13 protein-coding genes are annotated in these 19,069 nt (G+C 61.7%); 4 read left to right on the top strand and 9 right to left on the bottom strand.

All coding sequences use genetic code 11. The features are described from left to right. Nucleotides 1-22: 22 nt before the first annotated feature. Together D3Y59_RS00905 and nagB are read right to left on the bottom strand one after the other, a co-directional pair. Nucleotides 23-3,235, bottom strand: a complete 3,213-nt coding sequence (locus D3Y59_RS00905; RefSeq protein WP_317127415.1) for a SusC/RagA family TonB-linked outer membrane protein — start codon at nt 3,233-3,235, stop codon at nt 23-25. Nucleotides 3,236-3,480: 245 nt separating this feature from the next. Then, nucleotides 3,481-5,397: a glucosamine-6-phosphate deaminase gene (gene nagB, locus D3Y59_RS00900; protein WP_119443327.1), complete on the bottom strand. Its 1,917-nt coding sequence runs from the start codon at nt 5,395-5,397 to the stop codon at nt 3,481-3,483. Nucleotides 5,398-5,745: 348 nt separating this feature from the next. Between nagB and D3Y59_RS00895 the strand changes: the two genes are divergently transcribed. The 3 genes from D3Y59_RS00895 (at nt 5,746) to D3Y59_RS00885 (ending at nt 11,868) form a co-directional block, all read left to right on the top strand. Beyond that, nucleotides 5,746-8,871 (top strand): SusC/RagA family TonB-linked outer membrane protein, encoded by a 3,126-nt coding sequence (locus D3Y59_RS00895; RefSeq protein WP_119443326.1) that lies wholly within the window; start codon nt 5,746-5,748, stop codon nt 8,869-8,871. 72 nt (nt 8,872-8,943) lie between these two features. Next, nucleotides 8,944-10,521 carry a SusD/RagB family nutrient-binding outer membrane lipoprotein gene (locus D3Y59_RS00890; RefSeq protein ID WP_119443325.1) on the top strand — a complete coding sequence of 526 codons (1,578 nt, stop codon included), beginning with the start codon at nt 8,944-8,946 and terminating at the stop codon, nt 10,519-10,521. 45 nt (nt 10,522-10,566) lie between these two features. Further along, nucleotides 10,567-11,868 carry a hypothetical protein gene (locus tag D3Y59_RS00885; RefSeq protein ID WP_119443324.1) on the top strand — a complete coding sequence of 434 codons (1,302 nt, stop codon included), beginning with the start codon at nt 10,567-10,569 and terminating at the stop codon, nt 11,866-11,868. A gap of 280 nt (nt 11,869-12,148) precedes the next feature. On the opposite strand, the gene D3Y59_RS00880 is transcribed toward D3Y59_RS00885, so the two are convergent. From D3Y59_RS00880 to D3Y59_RS00850, 7 genes are all read right to left on the bottom strand, one after another. Continuing rightward, complete coding sequence (locus D3Y59_RS00880; RefSeq protein ID WP_162910446.1) at nt 12,149-12,622, bottom strand: hypothetical protein; 474 nt, start codon at nt 12,620-12,622, stop codon at nt 12,149-12,151. Between the two features lie 223 nt (nt 12,623-12,845). Further along, on the bottom strand, nt 12,846-14,642 hold the full coding sequence (locus D3Y59_RS00875; RefSeq protein WP_240410453.1) for a glycoside hydrolase family 10 protein: 1,797 nt from the start codon (nt 14,640-14,642) through the stop codon (nt 12,846-12,848). A 102-nt stretch (nt 14,643-14,744) separates the two neighbouring features. Continuing rightward, entirely contained in the window at nt 14,745-15,389 is a 645-nt protein-coding gene (locus D3Y59_RS00870) for a M15 family metallopeptidase (RefSeq protein WP_119443321.1), read from the bottom strand. Next, on the bottom strand, nt 15,389-16,666 hold the full coding sequence (locus tag D3Y59_RS00865) for a serine hydrolase (RefSeq protein WP_205590859.1): 1,278 nt from the start codon (nt 16,664-16,666) through the stop codon (nt 15,389-15,391). The genes D3Y59_RS00870 and D3Y59_RS00865 overlap by 1 nt, the downstream gene beginning before the upstream one ends. Nucleotides 16,667-16,825: 159 nt before the next feature. Then, on the bottom strand, nt 16,826-17,266 hold the full coding sequence (locus D3Y59_RS00860) for a hypothetical protein (RefSeq protein WP_119443319.1): 441 nt from the start codon (nt 17,264-17,266) through the stop codon (nt 16,826-16,828). A gap of 12 nt (nt 17,267-17,278) precedes the next feature. Further along, a complete protein-coding gene (locus tag D3Y59_RS00855) occupies nt 17,279-17,503 on the bottom strand; it encodes a hypothetical protein (protein ID WP_119443318.1) in 225 nt (74 codons plus the stop codon). A gap of 132 nt (nt 17,504-17,635) precedes the next feature. Beyond that, nucleotides 17,636-17,995, bottom strand: coding sequence for a hypothetical protein (locus D3Y59_RS00850; RefSeq protein WP_162910445.1), 360 nt, complete (start codon nt 17,993-17,995; stop codon nt 17,636-17,638). 182 nt (nt 17,996-18,177) lie between these two features. Between D3Y59_RS00850 and D3Y59_RS00845 the strand changes: the two genes are divergently transcribed. Next, a complete protein-coding gene (locus D3Y59_RS00845) occupies nt 18,178-18,963 on the top strand; it encodes a rhomboid family intramembrane serine protease (RefSeq protein WP_162910444.1) in 786 nt (261 codons plus the stop codon). The last annotated feature ends 106 nt before the right edge of the window (nt 18,964-19,069 follow it).

Below are 19,069 nucleotides of genomic sequence, written 5' to 3'. Positions count from 1 at the left end.
CGGAAGGCCGAATGAGGTGGAGTTAGAACGAGGCCGCAACCCGCAGCTGGTAGGTGCGCGGGATGGGCACGTTGCCAAAGTCGATGGCGCGCAGCAGGTCGCTGGTGCCGCCGGCGCTGGTTTCGGGGTCGAAGCCCTTGTAGTTGTCCCACGACACGAGGTTGCGCCCGATCAGCGACACGTTGAGGCTGCGGATAAGCGGCGTAAACGTGGGCAAATCGTAGCTCAAGGAGGCTTCGCGCAGCTTCACAAACGAGCCGTCGTCGATGCGAAACTCCTGCGTGTTGTACACGGCAAAAATGTAGCCGCGCGGCAGCTCGCCCCGCAGCTCTTTTTCGGCCAAATCACCTAGGCCCACGCCCTGGCGCGTGCGGTAATCGGCGTTAAACACGTCCACGCCCTGCACCGCATCGAGCAGAATACGGGCCGAGAGCTTTTTGAAGGCCACGTTGGTGCTGAACGAGCCCGTCCATTTGGGGTTGGGGTTGCCGATAACGATGTTGGCAATGGCCGTGCCGGGGCCGTAGCCGGGCTGGCCGTTGCCCTCGCGGGCGGGCACGTAGCTGGTAGCGCCCACGGCCTGGCCGCGGGTGCGCTCGTCCTGCGGAAAGCCCTGCGGCGTGAGCAGCAACGAGCCATCGGGGTTGCGCGCGTAGCCCGAGCCGTAGAACACGCCCACCGGCTGCCCGGCCAGCAGGTACACCGGCGCGCCGGCCACGTTATCGATGGCAATGGCCTGCTGCTGCCCGCCCGAGCCCGGCAGCTCCAGCACCTTGTTGCGGTTGCGGTTGAACAGGGCCGTAATGTCCCAGCTGAAGTTGGCGGTGCGCACCGGCGTGGCGGTTAGCTGCAGCTCCACGCCCTTGTTTTCGATGCTGGCCACGTTGGTTACAATGGTGAGGCCGCCCGTGGAGGGCGCCACGTTGCGGTTGGCCAGCAGTTGCTCGGTTTCCTGCCAATACGCCGTGATGCCCAGCCCAATGCGGTCGTTCAGAAACCCTAGGTCGCCGCCCACTTCCAGCTCCGTCAGGCGCTCGGGGCGCACGCGCTCGTTGGCCAGGCGCGAGTTGGGCAGGTAGGTGCTGCGGCCCAAAAACGGCACCGGCGAAAACTGGTAAAACCGGTCGTAGGAGCCAATGCCCGTGAGGCCGCCCGCTTGCCCGTAGCTGGCGCGCAGCTTCAGCGAGTTAAACGCTTTGGCGTAGCCGGCATTTTGCCAAAACCCTAGGTCCGACACCACCAACGAGCCGCTTACCTTGGGGTAGTACTGGTTGGTTTCGGAGCTCGAGAATTTCGACGACCCGTCGCGGCGCACCGCGGCCGTTACAAAGGCCAGGTTGCGGTAGCCCAACGTGCCCTGCACGTAGGCACCGCTTAGGTCGAACTGCTCCGGAATGCCATAGGTGCTGACGAGCGTGTTGTTGGCTGCCCCACTGATGGTGGTAATAAACGGCGTCAGGTTTTGGCCGCGGGCCTGGGTTAGCTCCTGGCGCACGTACTGGTAGCTGTAACCCGCCAGCAACGTAGTCTTGAAGTTTTCGCCCAACTGCCGGTCGTAGGCCACGTTCAGGTCGGAGTTGAGTTGCAGCGCGTTCAGCTGCGCGTTGGAGGCGAAACCAAACGGGTAACGGGCCAGCGGCAAGCCCGCCTGCGCCTGGTACGGGTACGGCCGGATGTAACTCTGCCCCGCTTGCCCGTACAAATCGGCCCCAATCAGGTAATCAACCGACAAGCCCCGCAGCGGCGTCAGCTTCAGCTGCAAGTCGCTGATGGTGCGGTTCACGCGCTGCGTAAAGTCCATGTCCTCGATGGTCGAGAGCGGGTTTACGCGGGTGGGCTCCACGGCCCGCAGGTTGCCGTTGGCGTCGCGCTGCCGGATGTCGTAGATGTTGTTGGTGATGTTGACGGAGTTGATGGGGCTATAGAACACGTTGCCGTTGGCTTTTTCGTCGGCGTAGCTGTTGCTGAATGCCACGCCGGCCGTCAGGCGGGCCCACTTGGTAAGGCCTTGGTTGAGGCGCGTGCGAATGTTGTAGCGCGTGAAATCGGTGCCCCGAACAATGCCCTGGTTTTTGAAATACCCCACCGATACGAGGTACTGCGTGTTCTCGGAGCCCCCCGAAACCGACACGCCGTTATCGGTGCCGTAGCTGCGCTGAAAAATTTCGTCGAAGTAGTTGTAGCGCTCCACGTCCACCAGGTTGGAGGCCAGCTGCGTGGTTACGCCCGCCCGCGTAATGCCCACGGTGGTGGTGCCGGGGTTGGCGGCCACCTGCGCCGGCGTTACACCGCCAATGGTATACAGGCGCAAACCCGCAAAGCCGAATTGCTTGCCGTAGGTATTCACGGGCACCGATTTGCGCAGCTCGTTCATGTTTACGCTGGCGTAGGCCGATACGCGCACCTCGCCAGCACGGCCGCGCTTGGTGGTAATCAGCACCACGCCGTTGGCCGCGCGCGAGCCGTATATGGCTGCCGCAGCGGCGCCATTCAGCACGTTGATGCTTTCGATGTCGTTGGGGTTGAGGTCGGCGAGGCGGTTTTGGCCCACCTGCGCCGAGCCCACGTCGTTTGAAACGGCCAACTGCGACACGTTGACGCTGCTGTTGCTGATGATAACCCCGTCGATAACGTACAACGGATCGGAGGAGCCCGAAAGCGACTTGATGCCGCGCAACCGCACCGAAATGGAGCCGGCCGGGTCGCCGGAGTTTTGCACGATTTGCGCACCGGGCACTTTGCCCTGCAGCGAGTTCAGCACCGCGCCCGTGCCGCTGCGCGTCAGCTCCTGCCCCGATACCGTGCTGATGGCATTGCCCAGCTCGCGGCGGTTGGTGCTTACCGTTGAGCCCACCACCACCACGTCGTCGAGGCTTTGGCGCGCCTCGCGCATGGTTACGTTGGTGGTTACGCTGGTAACACTACCCAGCGTAACGGAGCGGTTTTGGGCCGTAAAACCGATGCTCGAAAACGTAAGCGTGTAGCTCCCCGGCGCCAACTGGGCGCTGAAGGTGTAGTTGCCGTCGGCATCGGTGGAGGCGCCTTGCGTGGTGCCGCCCACGAGCACGGTGGTGCCGGGCAAGCCCTGGCCGCGCTCATCCGTAACGCGGCCTTGCAGGGTGTAGGCCTGCTGTTGCGCAATAGCCGAACCGGCGGCACCTAGGCAAAGCATTAGGCATAACGAGAGCCAGCCCCACAGCAGGGGCCGCCTCGCAAGCGAGTAGGTGTTGGGCATAGTTGACAGGAAGTAAGGTGTGGAAATGCTGTGCTACCTTCCGTCAATTTATAATATTTAACCTATTAAAAATACAAACGATATAATTAAGCATTAAGCTAAGCATTAAACACCTAAAACGGCCTTATCTGGCAAGCTGGCAGGTTGTTACCTGTTTGTGTTTAGTCCTAAGCAAAAAGCCCCTAGGTGCCGCACAGCAGGGTGGGCACCTAGGGGCCAACGGCTTGTGTGCCGCTACCCTCGGGCTAGTATTTCCAGCGCACAAAGGCCTCGATGCCTTCGTACTCGGGTAGGCCCAGCTGGTCGTAAATTTTGGCGGTGGTGCGGTTGCGCTCTTCGGCGCGCTGCCAGAACTCCCGTTGGTCGGCGCCGGGGAACAACGGCCGGTCTTTTTGCGACTGGTGCTTAAAGATGGCGCGGCGCTTGCGCGTAAGCTCCTCGGGCGAAATGGGCACGGCCATTTCAATCTGGTCGATGTCCCACTCCTGCCAGGCGCCGCGGTACAGCCACACCCAGCAGTCTTGCAGCCACGGGGCGCCTTCTGCCTTCAGACGCTCCACAGCCTGAAAAATGGCCGATAAGCACACGCGGTGCGTGCCGTGCGGGTCGGATAAGTCGCCGGCGGCGTAAATCTGGTGCGGTCGAATTTTGTTCAGCAGGTCGATGGTCAGCTGAATGTCTTCTTCACCTAGTGGCTTTTTGCGCACCCGCCCGGTTTCGTAGAAGGGCAAATCCATGAAGTGCGCGTTTTCGTCGGGGATGCCCGCCAGGCGGCACGCCGATTTGGCCTCGCCCCGCCGGATCAGCCCTTTGATTTGCTGCACCTCCGGCGCATCTACCTGCCCAGGCGCTTTCTTCTTCAGGAAATCAACCACGCGTTGGTACAAGCTCTCGGCGGGTTGCTCGCCCGGCAAACCTAGGGCTTGGTCGTAATCGGCCACGAACTCGGCAAACCGGATGGCTTCGTCGTCGAACACGGCAATGTTGCCCGAGGTTTGGTACGCCACGTGCACCTCGTGGCCTTGGTCGACGAGGCGCAGCAAGGTACCGCCCATCGAGATGACGTCGTCGTCGGGGTGCGGCGAGAAGATGAGAACCCGCTTCGGAAAGGGCGTGGCGCGCTCGGGGCGGTGCGAGTCGTCGGCGTTGGGTTTGCCGCCGGGCCAGCCCGTAATGGTGTGCTGCAGCTGGTTGAACACCCGAATGTTGATGCCATAGGCTTGGCCCGATTCGGCCAGCAAGTCCGACAGGCCGTTTTCGTTGTAATCTTCGTCGGTGAGCTTGAGAATGGGCTTTTGCAGGTGCCTTGCCAGCCAGGTTACGGCTTTGCGCACCAGGGCTTCGTTTTGCCAGTTGCACGCAATGCCGGCCAGCCACGGCGTTTTGCGCGGGCTTAGCTCGGCGGCGGCGGCCTCGTCGAGCACCACCTGCACGGCGGGGTGGCGCTGCAGGTAAGTGGCCGGCACCGAGTCGGTTGGCTCGCCCTCCACCATGCGCTTGATAACGGCGGCTTTGCCCTCGCCCCAGGCCATCAGTACAATTTGGCGCGCTTCCAGAATGGTACCCACGCCCATGGTAAGAGCACGGCGCGGCACGTTTTCTTCGCCGTAGAAATCGGAGGCCGCATCGGTGCGCGTGATGTGGTCGAGGGTGATGAGGCGGGTGCGCGAGCTGGCGCCCGAGCCCGGCTCGTTAAAGCCGATGTGGCCCGTGCGGCCAATGCCCAGCAGTTGCAAATCGATGCCGCCGGCCTCCGCAATGGCGGCCTCGTAGCGGCGGCAGTACTCGGCCACGTCCTCCTGCCGAATGGTGCCGTTGGGGATGTGTATGTTTTCGGCCGGGATGTCCACGTGGTCGAACAGGTACTCGTGCATAAAGCGCACGTAGCTCTGCAGCGAGTCGGGCAGCATGGGGTAGTACTCGTCGAGGTTGAAGGTGATGACGTTGCGGAACGACAGGCCTTCTTCGCGGTGCATGCGTACCAGCTCCTCGTACACGCGCGTGGGCGACGAACCGGTAGCCAAACCTAGTACGCAGGGCTGGCCTTCGCCGTGGCGCTGCCGAATGAGGTCGGCAATTTGCTGGGCCACAGCCACCGATGCCTGCTCCGAATCGGAGTAGATGCTGACGGGTACGCGCTCGGGGGTAATTACGGGGTGCATAGCGACGAGGAGGATGGTAGACGCCGGTAATGTAAACGCTTTTGGCGCCCCTCTGCAACCGTTTGCACAGTTCTGCCGCCGCCCCTGGCTTTTAACCTTGACTTAACCCGGCGCCGCGCTTAGCTTTAAACCCACTTAAATACCTATTTAGGTGATGGCGCGGCGCTTTTGGCTTGCCTGCACACGCGCTTGTTTTTCCCTTATTCTTGCTGATTCGCCTCTATGTCAGCTTTTTTAGCTCTTTGTTGCATTGCGGCACTTGCTGGCTCCGAGGCGTACCTGCGCGCGGCTATATAGCCACGCGCTTTTTTGTTTTTGCCTTTCTCCCCACCTATTCCCCCTCATTCAATGAAGAAATCTTTATGGTCTATCGTGCTGCCCGGCGTATTGCTGGCGCAGCAGGTGCAGGCCCAGCAAGCGCGCACCGTTACCGGCGTGGTAACAGCCGCCTCCGACCGCTCGCCCCTGCCCGGGGTGAACGTGGTGGTAAAGGGCGGCACCATCGGTGCGCAAACCAGCGCCGACGGCAGCTATACGCTGCAGGTGGCGCCGGGCGCTACGCTGGTGTTCAGCTTTATCGGCTACAATACCCTGGAGCGCACCGTGGGGGCCGATGGCAACATTGATGTGGCGCTGGAAACCTCTTCCACCACGCTGCAAGAAGTGCAAATTACCACGGCCTACGGCATTCAGCAGGAGCGCCGCGAGATAAACTACGCGGCCCAGCAGGTTACCTCGAAGGACATCATCGAAACCCGCCAAACCAACATCGTAAACGCGCTGCAAGGCAAAGTGGCGGGCGTGCAAATCACCTCCTCGGGCGGTAGCGCCGGCGAAGGCGCCAGCATCGTAATCCGGGGCGGCAACTCGCTCGACGGCGACAACCAGCCGCTGTTCGTTATCGACGGGGTTATCATGGATAACTCGTCGTTTGTGGAGTCGACGGCGCCGGGCGGGGGCTCGGCCTTCAACGGCATTCTAGGTCGTTCGGTAAGCTCCACCAACCGGGCAGCCGATATCAACCCCGAGGACATTGAAAGCATGACGGTGCTGAAGGGCCCGGCGGCCGCGGCCCTGTACGGCTTGCGCGCAGCCAACGGCGCCGTTATCATCACTACCAAGCGCGGCAAGTCGGGCGCTACCAGCATTACCTACCGCACGCAGTTTTCGGTTGACGAGGTGAACCGCCTGCCCAAGCTGCAAAACCAGTACAAGCAAGGCGCGGGCGGCGTGTTCGACCCCACCACGCGAAACTCGTGGGGCCCGCGCTTTGCCCCCGGCGAAGAGGTGTACGACAACCTGGGCAACTTCTTCGAGAAGGGCACCTCGTTCCAGAACTACCTCACCATGTCGGGCGGCAACGACAAGGCCAACTTCTTGGCATCGGCCTCGCACCAGGATACCAAGGGCGTAACGCCGCAAAACGAGTACGACAAAACCACCGTGCGCCTAAGCGGGCGGGTGCAGCTTTCGCCCAAGCTCGGCGCCTCGGGCTCGGCGCAGTACCTGAACTCGGGCGGCCGCCGGCCGCTGCAGGGCCCCGGCCTGTTTGCCGGCACGGGCGGCTTTTTTGTGAGCTTGCTGAACTGGCCCCGCAACGACGACGCGCGCAACTACCTGAACGCCGACGGCACGCGCCGCCGCCTCTTGCCGCTGTCGGTGGGCACCAACGACGCCGACAACCCGTACTGGACCACGGAGTTTAACCCGCAAACCGACCGCACCAACCGCGTTATTGCCAACACGCAGCTCACCTACGACCCCGCCAAGTGGGTGCGCCTGAGCTACAACATCGGCACCGATGTGTACACCGAGAAGTTCCGCTCGGTGCGCGCCGTGGGCACCTCGCAGCCCAACAACCAAAACGGCGGCATTGCCGAAACCACCAACTTCGTGCGCCTGCTGAACTCTAACTTCCTGGCCACGTTCAACCGCAACTTCGGCGAAAACCTAGGCACCTCGTTGGTGCTGGGCAACACCGTGGAGCAGGCCGTGTACGAAACCACCGACATCATTGGGCTGATTTTCCAGAACCCGAGCTTCGTCTCGATCAACAACACGGTAAACCGCAACGCGCTTACCAGCAACCGCACGCGCCGCTTGGTGGGCAACTTCGGCCGCCTGAGCTTCGACTTCTTTAAGCAAGCTACGCTGGAGCTGAACGGCCGCTACGACCTCTCCTCCACCCTGCCGCGCCCCAACCTGAACAAGAACTACGGCAAGGGCTTTTTCTACGGCTCGGTGGCCGGTGGCTGGGAGTTCAGCCGCACCCTCGGTCTGGACACCAACCCCATCCTGAACTACGGCAAGATTCGCGCCTCGGTAGCGGAGGTAGGCAAAGACACCGGCCCGTACCGCGTCGATTCGCCCTTGGCGCAGTCGACGTACATCGGCGGCGGTTTCCGGCCGGGCTTCTTCGGCTCGAACCGCCTGCTGAAACCCGAGCGCACCCGCGCCTACGAAGCCGGCCTCGACCTGCAGTTCCTTAACGGCCGCCTAGGTCTCGACGCCAGCGTGTACCACCAAGAGACGCGCGACCAGCTGATTGCCCCGCGCGTAAGCCAGGCCTCGGGCTACATTCTGCAGTACATCAACGGCGGTACGGTAATTAACCGCGGCGTTGAGCTGGCCTTGTCGGGCACGCCCGTGAAGCTGGCCAACGGCTTTGAGTGGACGGCCCTGGCCAACTTTACGGCCAACCGCAACAAAGCCAAGCAGCTACCCGGCTTCCTGACGGAGGTAAACCAGTCGGACGCTTCCATCATCGACGTGGCCCGCGGCAGCGCTTTCCCCGGCCGCCCCATCACTTCCATTGCCGCTTACGATTTCCAGCGCGTGCAATCGGGCCCCGACGCGGGCAAAATCATTATCGGCGCCAACGGCTACCCCACCATCAACACGGCGGTGTACCAGTACGCCGGCAACCGCGCCCCCGATTTTACCACGCAGGTTACCAACACCTTCACTTACAACGGCCTCTCGTTTAGCTTTATGTGGGATTTCCGCAAGGGCGGCAAAGTGGTGAACGGCAACGACTGGCTAACCACCCGCAACGGCCTGAGCGAGCGTACCCTCGACCGTTACAAGGAAGTAGTATTTGATGGCGTGGTAGCCAAAGGCGACGGCACTTACGCGCCGAACACGCGCCCCGTGGAGCTGACGCAGGCTTACTACACCAGCATCCTGGGTGCCGTGGGTACACCCTTCATCGAGGATGCTTCCTGGACGCGCCTGCGCTACGCCACGCTTACCTACAGCCTGCCCAAAACTTGGCTGGGCAACTCGGGCACCGTCAAGAGCATCGAGCTGGGCGTAACGGGCCGCAACCTGCTGCTCTTCACGAAGTACTCCGGCGTCGACCCCGAAACCTCGGCCGCTGGTGCCGGCGTGCGCGGCGGCGGCTCCACGGGCTTCGACTACGGCAGCGTGCCTGCCACGCGCGGCGTGGATATGTCGTTGCGGGCTACCTTCTAATTTCCCTAGGTGCCGGCGGCCCGGGTGCTCGGCAGCACCTAGGCAGCGCACCGTTTTTCTGTGATAATCAAGATGAAAAAATACCTCCTCGCGTTGGGCTTGCTCATGAGCAGCGGGGTGCTTACGTCGTGCGAAAAGTTTCTGGACGTAAATACCGACCCCAACAACCCCATCACGGCCACGCCCAACTTCCTGCTGCCCGGCGCTATTTCGCAGGGCATTCAGCAGCAGATGTTCACGGCGCTTACCACCTCGTACATCTCGCAGTACATTGTGCGGCGCCCGGCGCTGGCCAGCACCGATCAGTTTTACCTCTCGAACGGCAACAGCACCAACACCTTCAACTACCTGTACTTCTACTCGGCCGGCAACGGGCGGTACGTAATCGATGAAGGCCAGAAAGAAGGTTCGCCGTACTACGTAGGCGCCGGCAAGATTGTGCTGGCCATGACGATGGCCCACGCCACCGACATGCTGGGCGACATTCCGTACTCGGAGGCGTACCAGGGCGCGGCCAACTACACGCCCAAGTACGACCCGCAGGAGCAGATTTACGCCGCCATCGATAAGCTGCTCGACGAAGGCATTGTGGAAATGCAGAAGCCGGCTTCGGCCAACCTCCGCCCGCTCTACATTACCTCGCCCAGCATCAGCGGCGACATTCTGTACAAAGGCGACGTGCAGAAGTGGATTCGTCTGGCCAACTCACTGAAAGCGCGCCAGCTCAACCACCTCACCAAAAAGGGCAGCTACAACCCGCAAGCCGTATTGGCGCTGGTTGATAAAGGCTTCCGGGCTACCGCCGACGACGCGCAGCTGCAGTTTGAAGTAGCCGTAGCGCCGGTAACGGGCAGCACCAACATCTTCGGCACCACGCGCGCCAACTTTGCTTCGGCTGCGTTTTCGGCCACGTACTCCACCAACATCATTAAGTACCTCAACGGCAGCGCGCCCGGTGCCACTTACCCCGGCGTAACCGACCCGCGCTTCCCGATTATTGCCACGGCCAACAGCACCGGCGGCGACCCCGGCGTGGGCGGCGGCACGCCCATCAGCGCCGCCACCGGCAACGCCACCGACTTCTACTCCAGCTGGTACGCCCGCGACCTGGGCTACTTCGAGGTAATTACCTACCACGAGCTGAAATTCATCGAGGCCGAGGCCGCTTTCCGGGCCGGTGACAAAACCCGTGCTTTGCGCGCCTACCGCGAGGGCATTCAGGCGCACATGCGCAAGATTGGCGTGGGCGGCTCGAACGCGGTGCCGGCCGTAACCTTCCCGGTGATTACGCAGGCGCAGATTGATGCCTATATGGCCAGCGCGGCCGTAGCCCAAAACGAGAGCCAGCTCGATCTGAAGCGCATCATGGAGCAGAAGTACATTGCCATGTTCCTGAATCCGGAATCGTGGACGGACCTGCGCCGCTTCGATTTCAGCACCGACATCTACGTGAACCTGCGCTACCCCAACAACGCCAACCCGGTACTGGCCGCCAAGCCCGACTACAAAGACCGGTGGCCGCGCCGCATGTTGCCGGCCCTTACGGAGGTGCAGTACAACCCGCAGAACGTGGCGGCGGTGTTTGCGTCGGTTGGTGCCGCCAACTCCGACGACTACATCACCAAGCCCATGTGGTGGGACCAGCAGTAATGCACCTAGGCTTTTGTTTTAGCTTTTTCCGCCGAATCTACTTTCATGAAATCAACCATATATCTACGCCGCGGTGCTTTGCTGCTGGCCTTCGCGGGCCCGCTGCTGGCCGGCTGCGAATCGGAACTGGATACCTTTTACAACGAGGTAGACGGCCAGTTCCCAACGTTTGTCGACAACGCCCTAGGTACGTCAACCAAGTACGCTACCGGCGAGGTGGTGAGCTTTGAGTTGCGCTTTGCTCAGCAAACGGCGCCCATCAAGGAAATTCGCATTCTGCAGAAAATTGAGCCGAATCGCGACTCTACGCTGGTGCAAACCATTCCGTACCGGGCAGCTTTTTCGCGCTTGCGCAACGCCGACACGCTGGTGGTAAACTACACCGTGCCCGCCGGCCAAAACAAGGCCAACGTGCGCGTTGATGCGGTGGTGGTGTCGGAGAACACCCAGGTGAAAACCCGTTCGTTCAACTTCCGCTTGGCCGAGCCCGTGCCCACCATTACCGTGGATGCACCTACCAACCTGACGGCTCCCAACAACGCCTCGCGCGTGCCCGGCGACGTGGTGCGTTTCCCGGTGAAGCTGAACACAGGCGGCATCAACACAGCCACTTCGCTCACTACGGCCGGCACACTCTACAAGGACATCGACAGCCTGATTACCTACATGCGCGTGGGTACGGGCGCCGAGCGCCGCGTGGCACGCCAGCGCGTGCCGGTGGGCACGGCGGCCCAAACAGGTGCGGCTACTACCGTGAACGTGGACCTTACCTTGCCCGCCAGCTCGAGCGGCCAGGAAGTGGTGTACCGCTTCGAGGTTAAGTCGCGCTTCCAGGACAAGCCCACCTTGCCCCTGCCGGCTGGCGCACCTAGCACCCGCTCGGCCACGGCCACGGCCGCGCCCATCACGCCGACTACCACCACGGCCCTGGCCGCGCCGCGCACGGCTACGCTTACTTACACCGGCACTAATGGTGGCGATGAAGCGGCCTACGATCTTACGACATTCGCACTTGTACCCCGCACGGGCGCCGATGCCAATAAGGACGTAGCCATCACCAGCACGGCCAGCAATGCCGTGCAGCTGAAAGCGCTGAACTCGACCAAGTTCTTCCGCTACACCACCGGCGGCGCTGCGGCTTACACCAACGCTACCCTGAACAGCATCCGCCAGACGTACCAGACGGCAGCAGCTGCCACCCAGGTAGCCCAGCTCGACAACGTAGTAGTTGGCGACGTAGTCATTGCGCGCCTGCGCAACGCCGATCAGTACGCCATCTTCACCGTTACGGGCATCAGCCGCACAGCTACGGGTGTAACCCTGACGATGGACATTAAGGCGCTGTAAGCAGCACCCTAGGTACCGCAAGCAAAAAGCCCGCTTGGCAGCTGCCAAGCGGGCTTTTTGCTTGTAAAGCATCGCTACTCATAAGCTATTATCCATGGTATTATCTCGCAACTTTTCTGACTGTGGTTTCAAATTAAGTTGAACAGTAAGGCCCCCTTGGCAGCTGTCAAGGGGGCCTTGTATTTAGTTTACCTATGTTATAGACCTAAGTGCCGGCGTGAGCTAGGTTGGTAAGTACAAGCGCAGCAGAGCGCCAGCTTGCCGATTTGGCCTCCTAATCTTACTGCCCTTGGTACGTGTAGCGGATTGCGAAAACCTGCCCGTTCACCGTATCGGTGTGCACAAAGACCAGTTTGGCCGGAGTTAATTCCTCGACGCGGCCGCGAATCTGCTGCGGGACGGTGTTGGAGGTCAGCGATGTGAATTTGATTTGCAGCGCCGTGCCGTCGGGGTTCAGTGCCCAGGAGCCGGTGGTGCTTTGGTGCTCCGACGGGCTACACTTGGCTGCGCCGTTGTCGAAGACTAGGTGCCCCCCGGGGTGGAACAGAAAGAAGTCGTCTTGGTAACACGCTGGCCAGCCGGTATACAAGTCCGCGACGTGGCCTTGCCCGTTAGTCACGCTTCGCCCGGATACGACCCAGGTTTTAGCTTGCAGCATTTCTGCAGGCGTCGGTTTAGGTGTTGGTAACTCATCTTTACTTCTACTGCAAGCAATAATGAAGATGGTTAAGACAGGAAAGAAGATGTGTTTCATAGAAAAGACTAAGTCAAGGAGCTTTGTTGTAAATGATAAGGCTAACAACAAACAATTTGAGCAAGCGAAATTACTTAAGCCTGGTTACTGACGCGAGTCTTAGCGCTTTCGCGCGCAACTCGTGCCAGTATCGGCCCCTAGATCATAAACCAAAAACCGCCCCTCCTGGCAGCTGCCAGGAGGGGCGGTTTTTGGTTTATGATCTAGGGAATAAACGCTACTTCTAGCGTCCGAACAACCGGCCGAAGAAACCACGTTTCTTGGTCTTGGTCTTCGTTTTGACGGTGACGTTGCCAGCGCTGCTTGTGATTTTGGTCGTGCCTGGCTTTTCGATAACGGCAGGTTCGGCGGCTACGGGCGGGGTGGGCACAACCGGCGGCGTAGCGGCAGCGGCGGGCTCGGCATCGGATTGTGCGATAACGGGGCCGGCGGCCGAGCCTAGGGTGGTTACCCGAGTGGGGCCGCTCTCGTTTTGCAGGCGGTCGATGGCCGTGATGTAGTATGCGTAGTCGATGCTCGCTTGCGCGGTGGTGTCAACAAAAGTAAAGTTGTTGCGGCCGGCACGCGGCTGAATCAGCAGAATGTGCTTGGGGTCGTCGGGGGTAGGTTGCTCGCCGCGGGCAAAGCGGTACACCACAAAGGCGTGGGCCGAGTCGCCATCGGCAGCGGCGGGGCCGGGGCGCCAGGTAAGCGTAACGGGGCCGCTGGCGCGCACCAGCGTAAGACCTTGCGGTGTGCGAGGTGGCACGGCATCCTTCCAGGGCATGGTGGGCAGCAGCGCCGGGTAGCGGAACAAGTTTTCGCGCAGCGAGTCGGTGGTTTTCAGCGGGTTGTTCAGCACCGATTTGGCCGAAAAGAACACGCTGCCGCTGATATCGGTGGGGTACGAGCGGTTGAGGCGCACTTGCTTGGGCAGCTCGCCAGGGTTGCGCCACGTGGTGTCCGATTTGGTGCTCTCGAACATGCGGTAGGCACCGTGGCCAATGTACAGGTGCCGGTCGTAGCGGTTGCGCGACCACCACTCGATCAGCGTAGCGTAGCTGGCCAGTTTGAAGTTGGTGCTCCAGTACAGCTGCGGCAACACGTAATCAACCCAACCTTGCCGCAGCCACTCCAGCGCATCGGCGTAGAGGCCGGTGTGGCCCTGAAAAGCTTTGGTATCGGAGCCGTCGGGGTGGCTGGCCTGGTTCATCCACACGCCAAAGGGCGAGATGCCAAACTTCACCCACCGCTTTTCGGCGTCGATGGAGTCGTGCACCTGCTGCACCAGCTGGTTTACGTTGCGGCGGCGCCAGTCGGGCAGGCTCAGTTTCTGCTCGTTGTACTGGGCAAAGGCGCGCTCGTCGCGGATAACCTGGCCGGGGTCGGGGTACGGGTAAAAGTAGTCGTCGAAGTGCACGCCGTCGATGTCGTAGCGGCGCACCACATCCATGATGATTTTGGTGATGTAGTTGCGCACCTCGGGCAGGCCGGGGTTGTAGAGCAACTTACCCGAGTAGCGAAAAAACCACTCCGGGTGCTGGCGGTACGGGTGGTTGGGCGCGAGGCGGGCCGTGGTGGTATCGGTGCTGCCGCGGTACGGGTTGAACCACGCGTGGAACTCCATGTTGCGCTTGTGCGCCTCCTCGATGAGGAAGGGCAGCGGGTCCCAGCCCGGTGCCTTGCCTTGCTGGCCCGTCAGCCACTTGCTCCAAGGCTCCAGGCTGCTCTGGTAAAAGGCATCGGAAGCGGGCCGCACTTGCACAAACACCGCGTTGATGCCCGTGCGCTGCTGCTGATCGAGCATGCGGATATACTCCTGCCGCTGCTGCTCGGGCGTGAGGTTGCGCCGGCTCGGCCAGTCGATGTTCTCGACGGTGGCAATCCAGACGCCGCGCAGCTCGCGCTTGGGCGGCGGGGCCGGAATGGGCGTGGTAAGTACCGGGCTTTTAAACTTGGTAAGCGGCGCCGTAGCGGCCGACGGCTGAGCCCACGCGGTAACCGAAGAGAACAGCAACGCCAGCGAGGCGGCAAAGGGCAAACAACAGCGCATCAACAAAATACAACAAGCAACTACCAACCAGCGGCCAATACCGGCCGCCCACCAAAATCCGATGCAATTTACGCACCATATGGCCGAGGCTCAACGCCGCAGCTCAGCAAATGCAAGGTCGAGCAGCGGAAAATCGGCCCAGCGTTGGTGGTCGAAGTGCCACCACTCGGCCCGGTAGTTCACAAATCCGTGTTGCGCCAGTACGGTGTGCAGCAGCGCCCGGTGTTGCAGCACGGCGGTGGGCAGCTCTGGGTAGTCGGAGTGCGCTTCGGGGCCTAGGGCGTCGAACTCGGTAGGCATGGGCAAGTCGGCGCCGGTGCCTAGGTCAATCAGGGCTGCATCAACGGAGCAGCCCCGGTTGTGGCGCGAGCCGCGCCACGGCGGGGCGGCGTACGTTTCGTCGGGTATCTTCTCGAAGAAACGCACCGTAGCGCTGTACGGCCGGTAGGCATCGAACACCTTTAGCCCCACCCCTACTTGGGCCAGCTCGCGTTGCGCGGCACCTAGGGCCTCGGCCACGGGGCGGCGCAGGTAGGCGGCCGGCTCAGCGTACACAGCCTCGCCCAAAAAGTTGTTGGCGGTGGCGTAGCGGATATCGAGCTGTACGCTAGGAATGAACGCGCCTAGGTCGATGAGCTCGTGCTCGGGGTTGAGGCGCACCAGCTGCCAATACTGGGCGGCGTTGGTAAGCACGGGCAGGCCGTAGCTGTTCAGGGGTATTTCGGGAGCAGGCATCAGGGCGTGGCGCGTTCGTGTTGCTCGCTCCAATACGTGCGCACCTGCTCGCGGCGGCGCGGCGCGGTTCGGCCCAACTCGTACTGGTACACCAGCTCACCTAGGCGCCGCAGAAACGGGAAGCCCACGGTGTCGTAGTCGTATTGGTCGTCGTTGAGTACTTCGTCGTGGTTGGCGTACACCACCGCCGACAGCATAAACTCTACCCCGCGCACGGAGTCGACGATGCAGGCGTTATCAATCAGAAAGCCGTAGGCCTGGCCGATTTTGTTGTAGATGCGCACGCCCTCAGGCAGCGCGGCCGCTTTGCCGCCGGCCAGCAGAAACTTGGCGTAGTTGTCGGGGTATTCGGCGGGGTTGTACTTAGGGTAGCGGCTTTGGCGCGGCAGCAAGCGCATGTATTTGCGCAGAAAAGCGTAATCGTCGGACCCTAGGCCGAAGCGCCGTTGCGGCGGCACCGACTCCGGAAAGAGCAATGCCCGCAACACCTGCTGCTGGTCGTGGAGCGGAAACTCGTTTTTGGTGCTAAAGTCGAGTGGCTGCTCCACGCGCCGGCTGCCGTCCACATAGGCTTTGCCGATGCGGATGTTGGTTGCCACCATGGGCGGCAGCGCGCCTTCGTTAAATGCGGCGGGCTGGCGATACAACTCGGTGCGCAGCGTGGTATCGGCGAAGAAGGTGACGGGGTTGGTTTGGCGCGAGCCGGGCTCCTTATCGCCTACGGATAGGCGGTGAATGATGCGGGTTTGCGCAAGGCCGACTTGCCGCAAGCTCGCGTTCAGCTCTTGCTGCCCCACGTACTCGTACAGCCGATTAAATGCATCATTATCACTCACCAGCAATACCTTACGGATGTATTGCCCAATGGTGGGCCGGTAACCTAGGGCGCTGCTATCGAGCAGCACGCGCGTTTGGCCCGCAAAGGCCGAATCGATGCGCAACGGGGTTTCGGGCTCCAGCTTGGCCGCGTTCAGCCGGCGCATTTTCTGCAGTGCTACCGCCGCAGCTGGCAGCTTCACGGTGCTGGCCGGGTAAAAGTACTCGCTGGGCTTTAGCCGATACGCGTACGACTTGAACTGCGGTTTGCCCGCGGCATCGCGCCTGATTTGCGTGTAGATGATTTGCACGCGGTGCGCATCGGGGTTGGCCAATACGCGGCGCACAGCAGCCGTGGTGTCGCGGCGCAGCAACTGCTTCAGCGGGTTACCCAATTGGGCCTGGGCGGCCGCGGCGGGCCAGGCGGCTAGCAAGGGCACGAGCACAAAAAACCGGTTCATCGTGCCGGAAGATACTTCATGGCGCCGATGAACCGGAAACTGCATAGTTAGTGGGTTAATGGGTTTTGAGTTTAAGAGTTATCGGCGGCGGGCCAAACGCTTCGGCCAAGCCTGCGCAACTCTTAAACTCAAAACCCATTAACTCTGTAACTGATCAGCTCACTGATTCTGCGAGTCTTCAATGGTGCCGCCGTCGTTGGCGGAGCTGCGCGAAAGGCTGCCGTTGGCGTAGTAATCTGACTCGCCTTTGGCCTGGCTCTGGTTCTGCTTTTTCTCCGAGTCCTGCCCGCCGCCTTGGTTGCGTTGGTCGGCCGAGGGTTGCCCACCGCGGTTGGAGCTGCCTTTGGCGTTTTCGCCCGCGGCAGGTTGCTCGTTGCGGTTGTCGCGGTCGTTGCCGTGGTTACCGCCGTGCTGGCCGGTGGTACTGCGGTTGGCCTCGGGGCTGCCTGCGCTGCTCGGGCTGGCACCGCCCACGTGCTTGGCCTCGCTGCGGTTGATGTTGCCGTCGGGGCTGGTTTTATCGATGGGGGCCGAGCCCGGCGCTACTTGCCGATTGGCGTTCGGGTCGTTGCCCGACTGGTTTTTCGAAGTATTGCTCATGGTTGCGAAACGTTATTGGTTGCCTTGGTTGGTATCGTGCTTGCCGCTGTTCACCTGCTTGGCTTCGTCGCGCACCTGCGAACCTGCGCTGGCCGGCCCGTCCTGCTTGTTCTGCTGCTCGGTGCCCTGCTGCGCGTCTTTTTTCAGGGGAAACTGGTTCTGACCGCTGTTGGCAACGCCTACTTTGTTGGCGCCGCTGCTCTCCTGATTGGTCGAATTGCCTTGTCCTTTGTTCATAGCTGTAGTGGTGGTTAGGTGTTTAGAGTTGCGATTTGAGAACTAAGAAGTTAGACGTAGCGATAAGGCTCTGAGGCAGAATATAGAATGCTCTTTTTTCTCACCTGTGATTTCTAACCTCTTATATCTAAGCTATAGCCCTGGCACTTGCCCTGGCTGGCCGGCCGAGGTGCCGGTACCGGCCGAAGCCGTGCTGCCGCCCACGTCGCCTTCGGCGGCGTTGCCGGGGTTGTTGTACTCGGTGCTGCGGCTTACGTTGGGGCCTTTGGTGGCCTGGCCGCCCACGTTGCCGCCGCTGCCCGAGTTATCGTCGGCGTTGTCGCCGGTGAGCACGCCCATCCGGTCGCCCATGCCGAAGCGGCCCTGCGGGTCGCGCTCCTGCTCGGCCGGCGACTGGCCCGATGCCGTGGCCTGGGCGTCGTACTCGGGGCCGGCTGCGCGGGCGTTCATCTCCTGGTTGTAGGGTTCTTGCTGAATCGGGTCCTGTTCCATGGTGTTTTCGGTTCGGGTGGTGTGGCTCTGGCTATACGGCGTTCCATGGTGTTTTCGGTTCGGGTGGTGTGGCTCTGGCTATACGGCAGGCTGGCGCCGCGGTTCAGCCGCCAAGGGCTGGCGCGGGTTGCCAAGTTGTCGGGCTTCAGCTAGTTGGCCTGCTTGTGGCGGGGCGCTTTGGCATGGAACCAGGTTCGTCCTTAGCCGAGGCCTTTGCCCGCAAAACCGACGCCGAGCTGCTTTACCTCACGCAGCACCCTAGGTCGTTTGCGCCCGCGCTGGTGCAGGCAGCCTGGGCCGAGTTGCAGCGCCGCGGCCAAGTGCCCGCTCCCGAACCAACCAGCCCCCCGCCTCCTGCTACCATTCCCGGCATTGGGGTGGTAGCCGTAACGCTTGTCCTCGCGTGCCTGAATTTGCTGGTGTACCTGCTGATGGTGGCCAGCGGCGTGGATGCCGTAGAGCCCGCCGGCCGCGACCTGGTTTTGTGGGGCTCCAACTTTACGCCGCTTACCCTGGGTGGCCAGTGGTGGCGGCTACTTACGGCCTGCGCCTTGCACGGCGGCCTATGGCACTTGCTGCTGAATACTTACGCGCTGCTGTTTATCGGGGCTTTGCTCGAGCCGCTGGTAGGCCGGTGGCGGCTGCTGGTGCTGTATTGGCTTAGCGGCTTGGGTGGTAGCCTGGCTAGTTTGTGGTGGCACAGCACGGGCGTGAACGGCGTTGGCGCATCGGGGGCCATTTTCGGGCTGTACGGGGCTATGCTTACGCTGGCAGCTACCCACGCCACCCGCCTTAGCCGCTCGGCGCGGGCGGCGCTGTTTGTACACACGCTGTATTTGGTGGGCACCAACTTCGCCAGCAACCTCAACCCCAACGTCGATCATGCGGCGCACCTAGGCGGCTTGTTGGTCGGCGCCCTGCTGGCTTGGCCGCTGCTGCAACCCCGCACCGCCAAAGCGCATCCGTAGTATACTCGGCCCCAATGGCTCGCGCCATTGAGAATGTGGCGCCGAAACCAGACCTTCCGTTTACGTATACCCGCCCGAGCTCAACCATTGCTCGCCGCTGCCTAGC

The organism is Hymenobacter oligotrophus, from assembly GCF_003574965.1.
GTDB classification, from domain to species: domain Bacteria; phylum Bacteroidota; class Bacteroidia; order Cytophagales; family Hymenobacteraceae; genus Solirubrum; species Solirubrum oligotrophum.
This window is presented reverse-complemented; position numbering and strand designations above follow the sequence as displayed.